This is a genomic window from Gluconobacter morbifer G707, from assembly GCF_000234355.1.
GTDB lineage: Bacteria > Pseudomonadota > Alphaproteobacteria > Acetobacterales > Acetobacteraceae > Gluconobacter > Gluconobacter morbifer.
Map to the genome: position 1 here is coordinate 641,743 of NZ_AGQV01000001.1, position 15,972 is coordinate 657,714.

Here is a 15,972-nt window from a genome sequence, read left to right on the forward strand (position 1 = left end):
ATGGTCAGCCCGCGGGATGATGACTGGCAGGCCATAAAAGACCATGCTCCCGAACCGGAGATGGGGGCGGAAGACAGGGAGACGAAGCAGCGCTGGCGGTCCCTGCTGACCCGGGCGCCGGCTGTCGTAGGGCTTTTCCTTCTTGTTGGCGCTGTCATCGTCATCTGGCGCGAACTGCGTCATCTCTCCCTGCGCGACATCATGACGAGCCTTGGCGCCATTCCGGATACGGCGCTGCTGGCCGGGGCAGGGGCGACAGTCCTGTCCTATTTCATCCTGTCTTTCTATGACCGGCTGGCCTGTCTGCACGTCAGGGCGAAGGTATCCTACAAGCGATCCGCTTTTGCGGCGTTCTGCTCATATGTCCTTTCGCACAATCTCGGCTGTGCGGCCATTTCGGGGGCGGCGGTCCGGTTCCGGCTGTACCGGAGCTGGGGTGTTGCTCCTGCGGCAATCGCACAGATCATAGCCTTCTGTTCCGCGACCTATCTTCTCGGAACACTGGCGCTGATCGGCTACGTCCTGATTGCGCAGCCTCACGCCATCCCGATTCTCTCCCGTTTGCCGACGATCCTGCTCCAGCTTGCAGGGGTTGGCTGCTGGGTGGTTCTTGTCGCTTATGTCGCCCTGTCGCGGACCCGTCGTCATATCCGGCTCGGCCGGTATGAGATCGAACTTCCCAATACCGGAATTGCCATCGGCCAGATTGTGGTCAGCGCCGCCGACATGGCCGCCACGGCACTGATCGCCTTTTCCGTTCTTCCGCCCCTGCCGCCTGAAGCGCATTTCGGGTTCGGCACGTTTCTGGCGGTCTATCTGGCGTCCTACACGGCGGGGCTCGTGGCCAGTGTGCCGGGGGGCTTAGGGGTTTTTGACAGCGCCATGCTGCTGGCCCTGCGTCCTTATCTCCCTGTGCCCCAGATCATGGGCGCCATTCTGGTGTTCCGTCTGTTCTATTATATCATTCCCCTGCTGCTGGCGGGGTTGATGTTCGCAGGGCATGAGATTTTTCTGCGGGGGGAGCAGGTTCTCGTTTCTGCGGGACAGGCGCCCAAGCGGATGCGTCCCAGCCAGGTCATCCGTGAATCGGAAGCGGATTTCTCGGTTGCCGTTGCGACCAGCGTGCAGGCCGTTGTGGGGCTTCTGCTGGTTTTCTATGCGCTGGTAGCGCCGATCCCGCCTTTGCAGACCGCTCTTGGGGCGGCCGTTTCGCAGATCGCGGATCTGCTCCTGACTGTGGCGGGCGTTGCGCTGGTGGGGCTGGCTCTGGGTCTGTCCCAGCGGGTGGCGCTGGCCTGGCGCGCCTCGCTCGGCGTTCTGGCAGGCTGTGTCGTCTTGCTGGTCCTGCGTCATGCAGCGTGGGAAGGGCCGGTCATCGTGGCTCTGGTCATGCTTCTCATCGCCCCGTTCCGGAGCTGTTATTATAGGCGGGCCCATCTTCTGGTCGCTCCGCTGACACCGTCGATGCTGGCGCCGCTTTCCCTGTGGGCGCTGGGGCTGATCGGTGTGGGATGGGTCGCTGTCCAGCGGCATCTGGGGCCGATCTGGTGGCGCTCCATGATCTATGATGCCCATACCGCAATCGGCAGGTGGTTTCTGGGGGTGTCCGCGCTTTGCGGCTTTTACGTGCTGTGGCGCGGAATGGGACGGGCGCGCATCCGTTTCGATGCCTGGACGGCGGAGAATGAGCGCCATTATCATACGCTTGCTCATGCTCTGTCCGAACTTGGCCCCCGCCGTCCTACCGGCCTTTTGCACGACGAAACCGGTCGTGCCGCCATCCCGTTTCTCCGGACTGGCGAATTCATCATCGGTCTTGGTGACCCTGCGGGGGCGGAGCGCAACTGTGTTGCCGCTGTCTGGCGCCTTCGGGATCTGGCATTGCAGGAAGGCTGCAAACTGGCATTTATCCGGGTTGGCCAGTCGCTGATGGCTGTTTATAACGATCTCGGATTGACAGTCTGTCCCGACAGGACAGCTGGAACAATCTGCTGTTTTTCCGAGGATTACCGTATGCTTCGGGCATTCCTGAAGAATGAAGAACGTCAGGCTCGCAAACGCCGCGATCTAACGGAGCCGCACAGACCGTGAGTCTGCCTCCTGCGCTCGGGAATGTCACCACCAGCTGGCTTATTGCCTTTCCGGCCCTGTTCTCGATCATCAATCCGCTCGGCGCGTCTCTGATCTTTGCGCAGATCACAGAAGGACGGGCCCGTCACGAGGTGCTTACGCTTGCGCGTCTCGTTGCGCTGTATTCACTGGGGATTCTGCTTGTTTCCATCTGGTTCGGCGGCTGGATCCTCGGTTTCTTCGGAATTTCCATTAATGCCCTCCGCATTACGGGAGGCCTTGTCGTGGCCTCACGGGCCTGGGTCATGCTCCTTCAGCCGGAAACGTCCGAGGCCCGGAAGGAAAAACAGGCTTTTCAGGATGGGAGAACGGTTGCCACCGTTGATCTGAAGGAGCTGGCGTTCTTCCCGGTGGCCCTGCCATTTACGGTCGGGCCAGGCAGTATTTCTGTCGCCATCGCTCTTAGTACATCCAGCCTGCCTGGCGTGCCGCTCTCGGATTATTTCCTTGGTCTCTCCGCTGCGGCAACAATGATGGCCGTTATTATTGCTGTTGTTTATGCCTATGCCGAGCGGGTCGTCGCCATGCTTGGTGTGACGGGAACGCGGATTGTCGGGCGTCTTGCTGCCCTGCTTCTTCTTGCGATCGGCATCCAGATTCTCGCTTCCGGCGTAGAAGGATTCCTGATCGAAACCCTGCACAAGGCGAAGCTTTAGTCCTGTAGCAGGGTCCTGACCCGTTCGCGCAGGGCCGGGATGACATCTTCCTGAAACCAAGGAGAGCGCCGTTCCCAGGCTCCGGTCCGCCAGGAGGGATGGGGCAGGGGGAAATAGTCCGGAAGATAATCCCGGAAATTCCTGACCCGTTCCGTAACGGAGCCGCGTCCGAGAACATGATACTGGGAATAGCTGCCTACCAGAAGTGTCAGGCGGATATCCGGCATGAGCGATAAAACCCTGTTCCGCCACAGAGGAGCGCATTCAGGACGTGGCGGACAGTCTCCTCCCTTGGGGAGGCGTCCGGGATAGCACAGTCCCATGGGCAGGATCGCGACCTTGCGGACGTCATAGAAATCGTCTGCCGATATCCCGAGCCACTCGCGAAGGCGGTCCCCCGAGGCGTCATAGAACGATCTGTTGCTCATATGGGCTTTCGTGCCCGGCGCCTGACTTGCGATCAGCAATCGGGATGTGCTCGAGACGTGAATAAGAGGGCGGGCACCCAGTGGAAGATGCGCCTCACAGACCCGGCAGGCCCTGACTTCATGGACAAGGGCTTCCAGAGGTTTCCTGCAATCGTCAGGTGAAATCATTCGTCCTCGAAAAGAAGGGAAATATCGGGGTTCCAGGCATATTCCGCCCGGGGGATATAGACATGCTGATCATATCCGCGAAGGCTCTCGAATAATGTAACATGCTCGACGGGCATTGGTTCTGTGCGGAAAAGATTATGCGTCTGTACCCAGCGTGCCGCTTCGGGGCGCTGGCTTGTGGCGGTATGACCCAGAGCAACGAAAGGGTGAAACCGCCGTTTGGCAATACTGCAGCCGGCCCGCCGCAGCGCGGTCTCGATCTGGCTGCGAAGGGCGTTCAGAGCGGGGGAACGATCCAGTTTGATCACCAGACTATCTGCCGTCATGCCTTCCCGCAGGTCTGCGCCGTGGAACGAAAGCGCGAAGGGCTCCCATGAAAGACGGGACAGGGCCAGATCGATTTCTTCCATCATGTGACGGTCTGTCACCTCACCGATGAATCGCAGCGTTACATGATAATTTTCAGCCGGAATCCACTGCACACCGGGCATGGAGCCGCGCAGGAGGGCAAGGGCTTCACGCTGGGCGTCAGGAAGGTCAAGTGCGACAAAAAGTCTCAAGAGGCGCGTTTCCCGGGAAAAGAGGGGTGAAAAAGGGGTAATATTCTTGACCGGAATGATAAAATTCCCACATTCATAGGGAAGTACGAACGGCCTTAACGGGTTCGTCAAGCGCCCTTCTCCTGAGGGCTTACATTGGAAAAGGTGTCATGGCTTTCAATTCCAACTTCAGCCGGGCCGGGACGCAGGCCGGGATCGGTAGTCTGGATGCCGGTCTGCGGGCTTATATGTGCCGCGTCTTCAACTGGATGGCGATCGGTCTGGTCATCACCGGACTGGTGGCGTACGGAGTAGCCGAGACCGAGCTGCGCGCCCTGTTCTTCCATGTGGCGGAACTGCCAAGTGGCGCGCTCGTCCTGCGACCGACGTTCCTGGGTGGTGTCAGTATCTTTGCGCCGCTGGCTTTTGTCATGATCCTGTCTTTCGGGGTCAACCGTCTGTCCCGATCCGCCGTGCAGGCCATCTTCCTGCTGTTCAGCGCGACGATGGGGGCCAGCATGGCCAGTCTTCTGCTCAGCTATACAGGCGTGTCTGTCGCGCGGACGTTCTTCATTTCCGCGGCGACATTCGCCGGAATGTCCCTGTGGGGTTACACGACCGGCGCGAACCTTCTTCGACTCGGTTCCTTCCTTTTCATGGGGCTGATCGGAATCATGATCGCGATGGTGGTGAACATCTTCGTCCAGAGTTCGCCGCTGACCACGCTCGTTTCACTTATTGGTGTCGCATTGTTTACAATGTTGGCCGCCTACGACACCCAGCGGATCAAGATTACATACCAGCAATATGCAACATATGCTGGTCCTGACGACGTGGCGCGTCTCAGTATTTACGACGCTTTGACCATGTATCTGAACTTCGTGAACCTCTTCCAGTTCCTGATCCAGTTTACTGGGGTGCGTTCCGGTAACAACGACTGATTTTACTTTATCCTGACCAGAAGACGAAGAAAGGGAGCGACAGTCAATGTCGCTCCCTTTCTGGTATTGGGACCAAATATGTCCCTGATTATTTTTCGGCTTATTGGAGATGGTTTACATTAAAAAAAGTAATGTTCGCAATTAATTTAAGTTCGAATGCGATCAAATGTGGCGAAAAACGGCCATTCCTTTCGGGTGCAGGAGTCGCCTGGACCCTCACGAACTACGTGATAAGCCTTGTGTTTGAGATGAATCAGGCAGAAAAAACCCAAGGAACCGGGACAGTCGTGTCCCATGCTGAATGAATTTCAGGGTCGGATCTATGATCCGGTTCCTGACGTCAGGATACGAACGAGAAAGGCAGCAGACTTATGGCAGCGTTCGGCAGCTCTGATGCGAACCTTATCGTGTCAAACCGTTTCCCGGCGACCACCACATGCCGGAACGGATGATGAAAGCAGGACCGATGAAAAAACTCTGGCGATATCTTCCAGCGTTGCCGGCGCTGATGCTATCGGGTTGCACGGTTGATCTGCTTCAGCCGCGCGGTCCGATCGCAGAAATGAACCGTGATGTCATGGTGACGGAATTCCTCGTCATGATGGCCGTTGTGGTTCCGACCTGCATCGCGACAGTTTACTTTGCTTGGAAGTATCGTGCTTCCAACACCGAGGCGGAATACCTTCCGACCTGGGATCACTCCACGAAAATCGAATATGTCATCTGGGGCGTCCCCGCTCTGATCATCATCGTTCTCGGTGCGATCAGCTGGTGGAGCACGCACGCTTATGACCCGTACCGCCCTATTCAGACGGCGGACAACGTGAAGCCCCTGCACGTTCAGGTGGTTTCCCTCGACTGGAAATGGCTGTTCATCTATCCGGATCTGGGGATCGCAACGATCAACCAGCTGGATGTCCCGACGAACACGCCGCTGAATTTCCAGATCACTTCCGATACCGTCATGACGTCGTTCTTCATCCCGCGTCTGGGTTCGATGATCTACGCCATGCCGGGTGAGCAGACGCAGCTGCATCTGCTGGCCAATGAGTCCGGTGACTATCTGGGTGAAGCTTCCCAGTTCAGTGGCCGTGGCTTCTCTGACATGAAGTTCCGCACTCTTGCCATGGACCCTGACCAGTTCAGTGCCTGGGTCGACAAGGTGAAGAGCGGTAGCGAGAACCTCGACGACACGACCTATCCGAAATACGCGGCCCCGCAGGAAGCGGCTCCGGTCGAGTATTTTGCGCATGTCCAGCCGGATCTCTTTGACGGCATCGTAGCCAAGTACAACAACGGCATGATGGTGGATAAGACGACGGGCAAGGTCATGCATATGCAGTCAGCTTCCAACGCTGCACCGTCCGACACTGGCATGTAAGGAAAAATCGACAGATGCTCGGAAAATTATCATTTTCAGCCTTGCCTTTGGATGTGCCGATCCTTGTCGGTACCTTCATCGGCGTCGCTGTCATCGGCATCGCCGTACTGGGTCTTGTTACCTATTACGGTAAATGGGGCTATCTCTGGCGCAACTGGCTGACGACCGTCGACCACAAGCGTCTGGCCGTCATGTATATCATCCTGGCAATCGTCATGCTGTTCCGCGGCTTCGCGGATGCCATCATGATGCGTACCCAGCTTGCGCTGGCTTATGCCGGAAACCCCGGTTATCTGCCTCCGCACCACTATGACCAGATCTTCTCCGCCCATGGCACGATCATGATTTTCTTCATGGCCATGGCGTTCATGACGGGTCTCATGAACCTCGTTGTGCCGCTTCAGATCGGTGCACGCGACGTTGCTTTCCCGTTCCTGAACTCGCTGAGCTTCTACATGACGCTTGTCGGCGGCCTTCTGATCAACATCTCGCTGTTCATCGGTGAGTTTGCCCAGTGCGGCTGGCTGGTCTATCCCCCGCTCTCCGAGATGCAGTTCAGCCCCGGCGTCGGTGTTGACTACTACATCTGGGCGGTTCAGATCTCCGGTGTCGGTACGCTGCTGACGGGTGTGAACTTCTTCGCAACCATCGTCAAAATGCGTGCACCTGGCATGGGCTGGATGCAGATGCCGGTCTTCACCTGGACGGCTTTCTGTACGACAGTTCTGATCATGGTCTCGTTCCCGGTTCTGACCGTGACGCTGGCTCTGCTCAGCCTTGACCGTTACCTTGGCATGCACTTCTTCACGAACGATGCCGGCGGCAACGTCATGCTGTACCTGAGCATGATCTGGACCTGGGGCCACCCGGAAGTTTACATTCTCGTCATCCCGGCGTTCGGTGTTTTCTCCGAAGTTACCTCCACGTTCTCCCAGAAGCCTCTCTTCGGTTACAAGACCATGGTGTACGCAACGTGCTCCATCATGGTGCTGTCCTTCGTCGTGTGGGTTCATCACTTCTTCACCATGGGCGCAGGCGCCAACGTCAATACCTTCTTCGGTATCATGACGATGGTTATCGCTGTCCCGACCGGTGTGAAGATCTACAACTGGCTGTTCACCATGTATAAGGGTCGTGTTGAATTCACGACGCCGATGTACTGGACGATCGGCTTCATGATCACCTTCTCCATCGGTGGTATGACCGGTGTCATGATGGCCATGCCGGCTGCTGACTGGATCCTGCACAACTCCCTGTTCCTGATTGCCCACTTCCATAACGTGATTATCGGTGGTGTGTACTTCGGTTACATCGCAGGCATGAACTTCTGGTTCCCGAAGGCTTTCGGCTTCAAGCTGAACGAAACCTGGGGCAAGCGGGCGTTCTGGTGCTGGTTCGTTGGCTTCTATCTGGCCTTCATCCCGCTCTATATCCTCGGTCTCGAGGGCATGACCCGTCGTATGAACCACTACGACAACCCTGACTGGTATCCGTGGATGCTCGTAGCCGAAGCCGGTGCAATCGTGATTGCCCTGGGTATCGTCTGCCAGCTGACGCAGCTTTACGTGTCCATCCGTGACCGTAACCTGCCGGAAAACCTCGACCTTACGGGCGATCCCTGGAACGGCCGTACGCTGGAATGGTCCATCTCTTCGCCGGCTCCGGCTTATAACTTCGCAGTTATCCCGGACATTCACGGTCTGGACACGTTCCACACCGAGAAGCAGCTGGGCCGTCAGGCTCACGGCAAGAAGCTGGCTCCGATCCACATGCCGAAGAACACCTCCGCTGGTTTCTTCATCGGTGTGTTCAGTCTGGCTCTTGGTTTTGCTTCGGTCTGGTACATCTGGTGGCTTGCCGCGATCTGTGCCATCGGCATTATCGCTACGGTGATCCTGCGCAGTGCTGACCGTGACATCGACTACTATGTCCCGGTGAGCGAAATCGAACACGACGAAGAAGTTTATTCCCGTCGTATCGCTGCCGCTCAGGCAGCAGAGTAAGAGGGGCGCATTAGACTTATGGCTCACGAAGCAACCATGTCGCCTCTGGCACACGCCGACGATCATGGGGGGGAACATCACGAGTCCCCCGCCGTGTTCGGTTTCTGGCTCTACCTGATGACGGACTGCATCCTCTTCGGGTCGATCTTCGCTGCCTTCGCTGTCCTCCGGAACCAGTTTGCCGGGGGGCCGTCGGGCAAGGAACTGTTCGATCTGACGAACGTGGGTATCGAGACGGCAATCCTTCTGCTGTCCTCGATCACCTACGGCTTTGCCTCGCTGAACGCGCTGGCGAAGAACAAGAAGATGGTGCTGCTCTGGCTTGCCGTCACGTTCGTGCTGGGGCTTTCGTTCGTAGGTCTGGAACTGACCGAGTTCAGCTCCATGATCGCAGAAGGCAACGGTCCTGACCGTTCCGCCTTCTTGTCCGCCTTCTTCACGCTGGTCGGTACGCACGGTCTGCACGTTACGTTCGGTCTGATCTGGATGGCTGTGCTGATGGTACAGATGATGGGTCCGCAGGACCTGTCGGAGCGCATGATGAACAAGCTGACTTGCCTCAGCCTGTTCTGGCACTTCCTGGACATTGTCTGGATCTGTGTCTTCTCCTTCGTCTATCTGGCAGGTGTGATGTAATGACCCAGGCTCCTACAACCACCATGACGGCTGATAACCATAGCCATGGTTCTTATCCGTCTTACCTGATCGGTTTTGTCCTCGCGGTGATCCTGACGATCGCGTCTTTCGCGGCTGTCCTGACCCACGCACTGTCACCCGGTCTGGCGCTGGCTGCACTCGCCATTCTTGCTGTTGTCCAGATCGTCGTTCACTTGGTGTTCTTCCTTCACCTGAACACCAGCACCGAGCAGAGCTGGAACCTCATGTGTTTCATCTTTGCCGCTGTATCGGTGGTGGTCATTATCGGTGGTACGCTGTTCATCATGCATGACACGGCTATCAACATGATGTCCCGCTAAGATCCTTCGCAGGTTCTTGGTTCAAAGGCTGGCAGGAGTAATCCTGCCAGCCTTTTTTATGTCCGCTCTCCTTCGGGAGAAGGGGTGTCTGGGTGCTGTGGTCTGGACTTCATGGCCGGACTGTTACAGATGTTTGGTTGCCCTGTTCCGCCGGAAACACACGACGGAGTGAGGCAGGGTGTACAGAAGACAAAGAAAAAGCCCGGCTTCCTGCGAAGCTGGGCTTTTGCCTGTTCCGGATCTGTCAGACGGGATCAGCCTTTGTGAGGTTCCTCGGACAGCATCGCGGCCTTGCCGGGCTTGTCTTTCCATTCCTCGGCGTCAGCAGGTGCATCCAGCTTGCGGGTCAGGTTCGGCCACTGGGTGGAGAATTTCGCGTTGATTTCAATCCACGGAGCCGCGCGGTTGTCACTGTCAGGAAAAATGGCTTCAGCCGGGCATTCCGGCTCGCACACGCCGCAGTCAATGCATTCGTCAGGATTGATGACAAGGAAGTTTTCGCCTGCGTAGAAGCAGTCTACGGGGCAGACTTCCACACAGTCCGTAAATTTGCAGCGAATGCAGTTTTCAGTGACCACATAGGTCATTGGTGTCTCCGATCGTCTTGCTCACCCGGCATCCGGCCGGTTTCATCCGTGCGGGATGATATGCGAGGGTTTGGCTGAGGAAGCAAGCGCTTCTCAGCCTTCTTCCCTGATTATCTCGTACAGCAATGCGGCTTCTTTGGCCGGACCACGACGCTCGCCAAGATCCAGAACGCGCCACACGCGCACTTCTCCGCCAGAACCGGGAGGGAAAGTCAATACATCGTTTATATGGAGTTTGGCGTGGGGTTTGCTGGTTGGCTGGCGGTTGATGCGGATACGCCCTTTGGCGATGATTGCCGCACAGAGCGCGCGTGTTTTCGCAACGCGGGCATAATAAAGCCATTGATCGAGACGCTGGTAGTTTTCACTCATGAACGCGCTTTTTCTCTGAGGACGGCAAGCCCGGCAAAAGGACTGTCCGGGCGTATGAACACGGAGGTTTTACTGTCACGTGCTGGCCGTCTTCGTGGTCTGGCGCGCGTGCGCCGGTCTGAAAGCAGCATCAGCGGAGCAGGGGGACCGTAGCGCCGCCGATCTGCATCATCAGGCGGCCGGTGCGCGATGCCCAGTGCCTTGAGAATGGCGGGGAGCCTGTCATTTTTGACGCCGAGCCGGGACGCAAGGGACGGAGGGGCCTGACAGTCGTGACGGGCCACCAATTGTTCCAGATCCGCGATGCAGCGTTCTGCGATATCGAGACGCACTCCTGTTTGCCCGGCCTGTAACCAGCCTGGAAGTCCCTGAACCAAGGTCCAGGGCAGTGATACGCGACCTGGTGGGGCAGGCAGGAGGGAATTGCCTGTCTGAAGGTTTGTCAGAAGGGTCAGGAATTCCAGTGCCCGGGGGCGCATGAGGGCGCGATGGAAGATGGCAAACCGTCCCACGTCGATACCTGTTCGCCAAAGCCGGCGTTGCAGGGGATGGGGCAGGGAACGGTCTGTAGGGAGAGCGGTTGTGATTCCGCCGTCTTCCCGCAGGCGGTGCAGAATTCCACGCAGGGCCGGACTGTCCTGCTCATTCGCGTCTGCATGGTAAAGGGGCTTCAGTTCCCGGTTGAGAAGGGCCTGCATGTAACGGTGCAGTCGTCCCTCCACAGCATCGCGCTGATGGGTGTCCGCAAACTCGCCAGGCAGAAGACGGATGGCGGGAGACAGGTAGCTTTCGCCTTGCTTCAGGCGGGCAATGGGAAATCCATCCCAAAGCAGCGTTCCCGTTTCCACATCAAGAGAGAAAGCCGTATCCGGCGCGTCCTGTAACAGGCGGATGCGGCGGGGAATTTCCTGATGCAGCGCCCTGCGTCCGGCTTTCAGCACAAGCTGCTGATCCGGGCCGCTGGTAGCGGGGTCAGCCTCGAGAGTGAAGCCACGGATACGCCCGATGTTATGGCCTTCCACAATCACGGCGCCTTCCGCCGTGACCGCGGACAGGAGTTTGCGGTCCGGATTGTCCGGATTGAGCCGACGGAGGAGCGTTGTGGCGCGGCGGTCCACAAAACGGGAGGTCAGGCGTTCATGCAGGGCATCCGACAGCAGGTCTTCCACCTCCCGTGCGCGTTCCTGCCATCTGGCGGAATGCCGGCTCCATTCTGTCCGGGCCGCTACATAGGAGCAGACGCGCACGCCTGAAAGGCGGTGCATCAGCGTATCAATGTCTCCATCCGTCCGGGCCAGCCCGCGGATATGCCCGTCCAGCCAGCTGTCGGGAACGGCGCCTTCCTTGAGGATGTGCAGGAACAGCCTGCCACACAGGCGCGTATGACTGTCATCGCCGAGTTTGCGGAAATCCGGGATCTGGCAGACTTCCCACAGAAGGGCAGTGGCTCTGCGGCCGCGTGCAGCCTCCCGGATGTCGGGGTCGAGGATCAGTGAGCCCAGGGTTGTGACGTCCGATGCCACGCGTCCCGCAGTCAGTGCCCGGGAGGGTGGCGGCTGCATCAGGCTGTCGAACAGGGCATGCGGGTTGGTGAAGTCCAGTTCGTGATTTCGCCAATAGAGGCGCTTGATGGGGTCAAAGCGATGCTGTTCGACGGCTTCGACCAGAGAGGCGGACATGGGCTGGCAGTCGGCTGTTGTTCCGAAAGTTCCGTCTTTCATGCCCCGACCGGCCCGTCCCGCAATCTGTGCAATTTCCTGCGGATACAGGGGGCGTGGAGCGGTTCCGTCAAACTTGCTGAGCTGGGCGAGGGCCACGTGGTCCACATCCATGTTCAGCCCCATCCCGATGGCGTCAGTGGCGACGAGATAGTCCACTTCGCGGTTCTGATAGAGTTCGACCTGCGCGTTCCGGGTGCGGGGGCTGAGCTGTCCCATGATGACGGCACATCCCCCGCGGCGACGGCGGATGACCTCGGCCAGTGCATAGACTTCCCCGACCGAGAACGCAACGATGGCCGAGCGAGGCGGGAGGCGGGAAAGTTTGGTGTATCCCGTGCTGACAAGGCTGGAGAGACGTGTCCGGATATCGATTTCGACGCCTGGAACCAGCTTCTGGAGCAGGGGACGGATGGTTTCTGCTCCCAGAAAGAGCGTTTCGACCGTACCGCGTGCGTGAAGCAGGCGGTCCGTGAAGATATGGCCCCTGTCCGGGTCGGCGGCGAGCTGGATTTCGTCTACCGCCACGAATTCGGCCTGCCGGTCCAGCGGCATGGCCTCTACCGTGCAGGAGAACCATCGCGCGCGGGGCGGGACGATCTTTTCTTCCCCCGTGATCAGCGCGACCGCGTGTTCTCCTTTCGCCTGGACCAGACGTTCGTAGTTCTCCCGGGCCAGCAGGCGCAGCGGAAAGCCGATGATACCCGAGGCATGGGCCATCATGCGCGTCAGGGCATAATGTGTCTTTCCGGTGTTGGTCGGGCCCAGTGCCGCACGAATGCTGGCAGGCATGGTATGGTAGCCGGAAGTGGTTCCGCGAAATGCACCCTTCATGCCTGAATGGTCGGGTGCCTGCGGAGCAAAAGCAAGCGTTCGAAGCCGTCTGGCTTCATCTTTTCAGGAAAGAAAGACATGAGTGCCCATATCCAGCTTCCTTTCGCCACAAGTGCCGAAGCCCCCGCGGCACGGCAGGTCCATCTTGTGGCGGCTGATGACGCCACGACGGTGTCCGCACTGCTGGGAGATCATGCGGGTTTCCTGACCGGGCAGGGGTTCAAACCGGAAGACGGTGCGTTCACGCTGATTCCGTCCGGAGAGAGCGTGGGAGCGGCGTTGCTCTGTGTCAGTCGCGACAGGAGCCATGATCCCATGGCTTTTGGTCTGCTGGGAACAAAACTACTGGCGGGTGACTGGGTGCCGGTTCTGCACGGTCTGGAAGAATCCGCGCGGGAGAGCGCCATTCTGGGGTTCTGCATGGGGGCCTACAGCTATCGGGTCGGGGAGCGTAAGGCCGGGAAGGCCCGTATGGTCGTTCCTGATGACGCGGCAAAGCTCGTTGCGCTGGCGAAAGCCAACTGGCTGGGGCGTGATCTGATCAATATGCCCGCCAATCTGCTTGGTCCGCAGGATCTGGCCAATGCTGCCAGCAAGGCCCTGAGTCACCGGGGTGCTACGACAACGGTCATTTCGGGCGACGAGCTCATGGCGTCGTATCCCTGTCTGGCGCAGGTCGGAGAAGGGTCTGAGCGCAAGCCTGCGGTTGTCGTGGCGCGATGGAAGGCCCGCGAGGGGGCGCCGCGCGTTTCCCTGATCGGGAAAGGCGTGTGCTTCGATACGGGGGGATACGATCTCAAACCCCCCGCGGGCATGTTGCGCATGAAGAAGGACATGGGTGGCGCGGCCCTGATGCTGGCCCTGATGTGTGCGGCCATTGACGCCAGACTGGATGTGGATCTGGAGCTGCGTCTGGGCTGCGTGGAGAACAGCGTTTCAGGGCACGCCATGCGTCCGGGCGATGTCCTGCAGACACGCAGCGGTCTGACCGTGGAGATTGGCAATACCGATGCGGAAGGGCGGCTGGTTCTGTGTGATCTCATCACGGAAGCCGCCGAAACGAAACCGGATTACATCCTTGATGCGGCGACGCTGACGGGTGCGGCACGCGTGGCGCTTGGTCCTGATCTTCCGGCACTTTTCACGAATGATGATCAATGGGGATCGGTTTTTCTCGAATCGGGAAAAAAGACAGCCGATGCATTGTGGAGAATGCCGCTCTGGCATGGGTATGACGCATGGCTGGACAGCAAGGTCGCTGACTTGGGAAACATTACGTCCCGTCCCATGGCAGGGGCGATCACGGCGGCACTGTATCTCCAGCGTTTCGTTCCGGAAGGGCAGAAATGGGCGCATCTGGACACTTATGCATGGAATGATGCGACGTCTCCGGGACGTCCGGAAGGCGGGGAAACACTTGGCCTGCGGGGGCTTTTTGAAATGCTCACGGCCCTGAACAAGAATACGTGAGAGCAGTTCAGAGGGCTGTTATAGATTATTTTAAAAACGGAATAAGAGCACTTTCCAAGATTAGGGTGTAAAACATTCCGCAATGCGGCATACCGCCTGAACCGTTTTGAACCGGCATCGTCAAGCCGGCCAAAATGTTTTGGAACCCACATACTTGCGTATGCGTTCCAAAACACCAGATTGAAGGCCACCAAAAGCCTTGTCCCGCTGTTGAGGGAAAGGCGTCGAACTTAACACCCGGGCATCGCCCGTTTTCCCCCTGTTGTCCGATCAGGCAACAGGAGGGTTGATTGCAATAAGGAGAGAGATCATGCCTCAGGCAAATAATGATCAGATGCTCAACCTGCTCTGCGATACGATCGTTTCCATGGTGCGCCGTGATGGACCTGACCTGTCCGCGCGCCAGCTTGCCGTCTTCCTGACGTGCTATCTGCAGGATGGTGCACATACGGTTCGTGGGCTTGCTTCCGAGCTCAAGGTTTCCAAGCCTGCCATTACCCGTGCCCTTGACCGTCTGGGCGAGCTGGATCTGGCCCGCCGCAAGGTGGATCCGCTGGATCGTCGTTCGGTGCTCGTGCAGCGCACCCTCAAGGGGTCTACGTTCTTGCGTGAAATGCGTGCTGTCATGACGGAAGCATCTGGTCCGCGCTCGTCCGGCCGTGCTTCGGCTTCAGTCGAGCGTCTCAGCGCCCGTCGCGCTGGTTGAATTACCAGCGCTCCTGCACGCGGGCTCCGGCCCGCGTGCAAATATATCCTGTCCAGACGATCTGCGGCAGCAAAATCAGGAGCAAGGCAGCTCCTGCATTCCCCGTCTCGAAAGCGAGACCGCCCCACAGGGCAAATCCCCAGTAGATGAGCGTGACCAGCGGCATGGGCAGTCCCGAGCGGACGGCAAGCTGGTACAGATGGCCCCGATGGGCCTCCGTCAGACGGTCTCCCGCCCGGCTCCGCCTTAGCAGGGTAAAACTGACATCCCATATCACCCCTGAAAGAAGGGCCGCCGCCAGAAGGGGATGGCTCCAGTCCGGTCGCATTCCCCCCCATGCGATGCCAAGCGCGCCCGCCTGACTGCCGACATCTCCCATGAAAATCCGGGCCTTGGGAAAGTTGTAGGGCAGAAACGCCAGCAGGCAGACGGCCAGCAGCACGAATGTCACGGGTGATATGCAGGCTGCGGCCAGAGCCAGGGCGGTAAGGGCCATGACGCCGGAGGCCAGTCCATTCAGTCCGTCGATGAAATTCAGGGCGTTCGTTATGAAAACCGCTCCGAGGACGAACAGGACCATCCAAGGAAGCGGTGCGCCCGTTCCGGCCGCCGCCAGCAGAGCGGCTCCAAACTGCGCCATGAGTTTGTAGCGTGCCGGAAATGGACGCACGTCGTCCAGCCATGACACCACGGCCAGCAGCAGCATTCCCGCCAGCAGACAGACAGTTGCCCTGTCCATGACCGGCTGGCCCGCCATCCATCGCGCCAAGGGGAGGCAGACAACGAATGCTCCGATAATCCCGATGCCGCCGCCTTTCGGGGTCGGGCGCGTATGGGAACTGCGGTGTCCCGGGTGATCCAGCACACCGGCACGGATCATGACAAGGATCAGGACGTTGCACAGCAGGATTGCCGGCAGGCAGGCCAGGGTGAAGCCCGAGAGCAGTGACTGGAAAGAAAAGGACATGTCGTGACTTTATGGGAGCGGGGCTTTTGACGCTATAAGGGAGCGCGTGACATCTGCTCCTTCTCCCGGCCTCCGTCCATCGGCCCAGACTTCCG

Annotated in this window: 15 protein-coding genes; 9 read left to right on the forward strand and 6 right to left on the reverse strand. The window is 58.7% G+C overall.

The annotated features are described in order from the left end of the window. Together GMO_RS02880 and GMO_RS02885 are read left to right on the forward strand one after the other, a co-directional pair. Entirely contained in the window at positions 1 to 2,091 is a 2,091-nt protein-coding gene (locus tag GMO_RS02880) for a lysylphosphatidylglycerol synthase domain-containing protein (protein WP_008850764.1), read from the forward strand. Further along, entirely contained in the window at positions 2,088 to 2,786 is a 699-nt protein-coding gene (locus tag GMO_RS02885; protein WP_008850765.1) for a MarC family protein, read from the forward strand. The genes GMO_RS02880 and GMO_RS02885 overlap by 4 nt, the downstream gene beginning before the upstream one ends. On the opposite strand, the gene GMO_RS02890 is transcribed toward GMO_RS02885, so the two are convergent. Together GMO_RS02890 and thpR are read right to left on the reverse strand one after the other, a co-directional pair. Further along, positions 2,783 to 3,382, reverse strand: a complete 600-nt coding sequence (locus GMO_RS02890) for a uracil-DNA glycosylase family protein (protein ID WP_008850766.1) — start codon at positions 3,380 to 3,382, stop codon at positions 2,783 to 2,785. The genes GMO_RS02885 and GMO_RS02890 overlap by 4 nt on opposite strands. After that, positions 3,379 to 3,942 (reverse strand): RNA 2',3'-cyclic phosphodiesterase, encoded by a 564-nt coding sequence (gene thpR, locus GMO_RS02895; protein WP_040507706.1) that lies wholly within the window; start codon positions 3,940 to 3,942, stop codon positions 3,379 to 3,381. The genes GMO_RS02890 and thpR overlap by 4 nt, the downstream gene beginning before the upstream one ends. Positions 3,943 to 4,091: 149 nt before the next feature. On the opposite strand from thpR, the gene GMO_RS02900 reads away from it, so the two are divergent. From GMO_RS02900 to cyoD, 5 genes are all read left to right on the forward strand, one after another. Beyond that, positions 4,092 to 4,862 carry a Bax inhibitor-1/YccA family protein gene (locus GMO_RS02900; protein ID WP_008850768.1) on the forward strand — a complete coding sequence of 257 codons (771 nt, stop codon included), beginning with the start codon at positions 4,092 to 4,094 and terminating at the stop codon, positions 4,860 to 4,862. Between the two features lie 448 nt (positions 4,863 to 5,310). Then, positions 5,311 to 6,243, forward strand: coding sequence for a ubiquinol oxidase subunit II (gene cyoA, locus GMO_RS02905; protein WP_040507396.1), 933 nt, complete (start codon positions 5,311 to 5,313; stop codon positions 6,241 to 6,243). 14 nt (positions 6,244 to 6,257) lie between these two features. After that, positions 6,258 to 8,246 (forward strand): cytochrome o ubiquinol oxidase subunit I, encoded by a 1,989-nt coding sequence (cyoB, locus tag GMO_RS02910; RefSeq protein ID WP_008850770.1) that lies wholly within the window; start codon positions 6,258 to 6,260, stop codon positions 8,244 to 8,246. Positions 8,247 to 8,264: 18 nt separating this feature from the next. Further along, positions 8,265 to 8,882, forward strand: coding sequence for a cytochrome o ubiquinol oxidase subunit III (gene cyoC, locus GMO_RS02915; protein WP_040507397.1), 618 nt, complete (start codon positions 8,265 to 8,267; stop codon positions 8,880 to 8,882). Further along, positions 8,882 to 9,223, forward strand: coding sequence for a cytochrome o ubiquinol oxidase subunit IV (cyoD, locus tag GMO_RS02920; RefSeq protein ID WP_050801375.1), 342 nt, complete (start codon positions 8,882 to 8,884; stop codon positions 9,221 to 9,223). Before cyoC ends, cyoD begins: the two co-directional genes overlap by 1 nt. Before the next feature lie 254 nt (positions 9,224 to 9,477). Here cyoD and fdxA read toward each other — a convergent pair whose 3' ends face one another. The 3 genes from fdxA to GMO_RS02935 form a co-directional block, all read right to left on the reverse strand. Then, positions 9,478 to 9,810 (reverse strand): ferredoxin FdxA, encoded by a 333-nt coding sequence (gene fdxA, locus GMO_RS02925; RefSeq protein ID WP_008850773.1) that lies wholly within the window; start codon positions 9,808 to 9,810, stop codon positions 9,478 to 9,480. A gap of 93 nt (positions 9,811 to 9,903) precedes the next feature. Continuing rightward, the gene (locus GMO_RS02930) at positions 9,904 to 10,182 is read right to left on the reverse strand and encodes an RNA-binding S4 domain-containing protein (protein ID WP_008850774.1); all 279 of its coding nucleotides are present in this window, start codon (positions 10,180 to 10,182) and stop codon (positions 9,904 to 9,906) included. Next, complete coding sequence (locus GMO_RS02935; protein ID WP_008850775.1) at positions 10,179 to 12,734, reverse strand: helicase-related protein; 2,556 nt, start codon at positions 12,732 to 12,734, stop codon at positions 10,179 to 10,181. The genes GMO_RS02930 and GMO_RS02935 overlap by 4 nt, the downstream gene beginning before the upstream one ends. A gap of 78 nt (positions 12,735 to 12,812) precedes the next feature. On the opposite strand from GMO_RS02935, the gene GMO_RS02940 reads away from it, so the two are divergent. Together GMO_RS02940 and GMO_RS02945 are read left to right on the forward strand one after the other, a co-directional pair. Next, positions 12,813 to 14,204: a M17 family metallopeptidase gene (locus GMO_RS02940; protein ID WP_040507398.1), complete on the forward strand. Its 1,392-nt coding sequence runs from the start codon at positions 12,813 to 12,815 to the stop codon at positions 14,202 to 14,204. Between the two features lie 310 nt (positions 14,205 to 14,514). After that, the gene (locus tag GMO_RS02945; protein WP_008850777.1) at positions 14,515 to 14,910 is read left to right on the forward strand and encodes a MarR family transcriptional regulator; all 396 of its coding nucleotides are present in this window, start codon (positions 14,515 to 14,517) and stop codon (positions 14,908 to 14,910) included. A gap of 1 nt (position 14,911) precedes the next feature. On the opposite strand, the gene GMO_RS02950 is transcribed toward GMO_RS02945, so the two are convergent. Then, positions 14,912 to 15,877: a glycosyltransferase family 4 protein gene (locus tag GMO_RS02950; protein WP_008850778.1), complete on the reverse strand. Its 966-nt coding sequence runs from the start codon at positions 15,875 to 15,877 to the stop codon at positions 14,912 to 14,914. Positions 15,878 to 15,972: the final 95 nt, after the last annotated feature.

Bases quoted from the DNA above. Each gene is read 5' to 3' on its own strand.
- GMO_RS02880 (WP_008850764.1), top strand. From the start codon at position 1: ATGGTCAGCCCGCGGGATGATGACTGGCAGGCCATAAAAGACCATGCT.
- GMO_RS02890 (WP_008850766.1), bottom strand. From the start codon at position 3,382: ATGATTTCACCTGACGATTGCAGGAAACCTCTGGAAGCCCTTGTCCAT.
- GMO_RS02900 (WP_008850768.1), top strand. From the start codon at position 4,092: ATGGCTTTCAATTCCAACTTCAGCCGGGCCGGGACGCAGGCCGGGATC.
- cyoA (WP_040507396.1), top strand. From the start codon at position 5,311: ATGATGAAAGCAGGACCGATGAAAAAACTCTGGCGATATCTTCCAGCG.
- cyoB (WP_008850770.1), top strand. From the start codon at position 6,258: ATGCTCGGAAAATTATCATTTTCAGCCTTGCCTTTGGATGTGCCGATC.
- cyoC (WP_040507397.1), top strand. From the start codon at position 8,265: ATGGCTCACGAAGCAACCATGTCGCCTCTGGCACACGCCGACGATCAT.
- cyoD (WP_050801375.1), top strand. From the start codon at position 8,882: ATGACCCAGGCTCCTACAACCACCATGACGGCTGATAACCATAGCCAT.
- fdxA (WP_008850773.1), bottom strand. From the start codon at position 9,810: ATGACCTATGTGGTCACTGAAAACTGCATTCGCTGCAAATTTACGGAC.
- GMO_RS02930 (WP_008850774.1), bottom strand. From the start codon at position 10,182: ATGAGTGAAAACTACCAGCGTCTCGATCAATGGCTTTATTATGCCCGC.
- GMO_RS02935 (WP_008850775.1), bottom strand. From the start codon at position 12,734: ATGAAGGGTGCATTTCGCGGAACCACTTCCGGCTACCATACCATGCCT.
- GMO_RS02940 (WP_040507398.1), top strand. From the start codon at position 12,813: ATGAGTGCCCATATCCAGCTTCCTTTCGCCACAAGTGCCGAAGCCCCC.
- GMO_RS02945 (WP_008850777.1), top strand. From the start codon at position 14,515: ATGCCTCAGGCAAATAATGATCAGATGCTCAACCTGCTCTGCGATACG.
- GMO_RS02950 (WP_008850778.1), bottom strand. From the start codon at position 15,877: ATGTCCTTTTCTTTCCAGTCACTGCTCTCGGGCTTCACCCTGGCCTGC.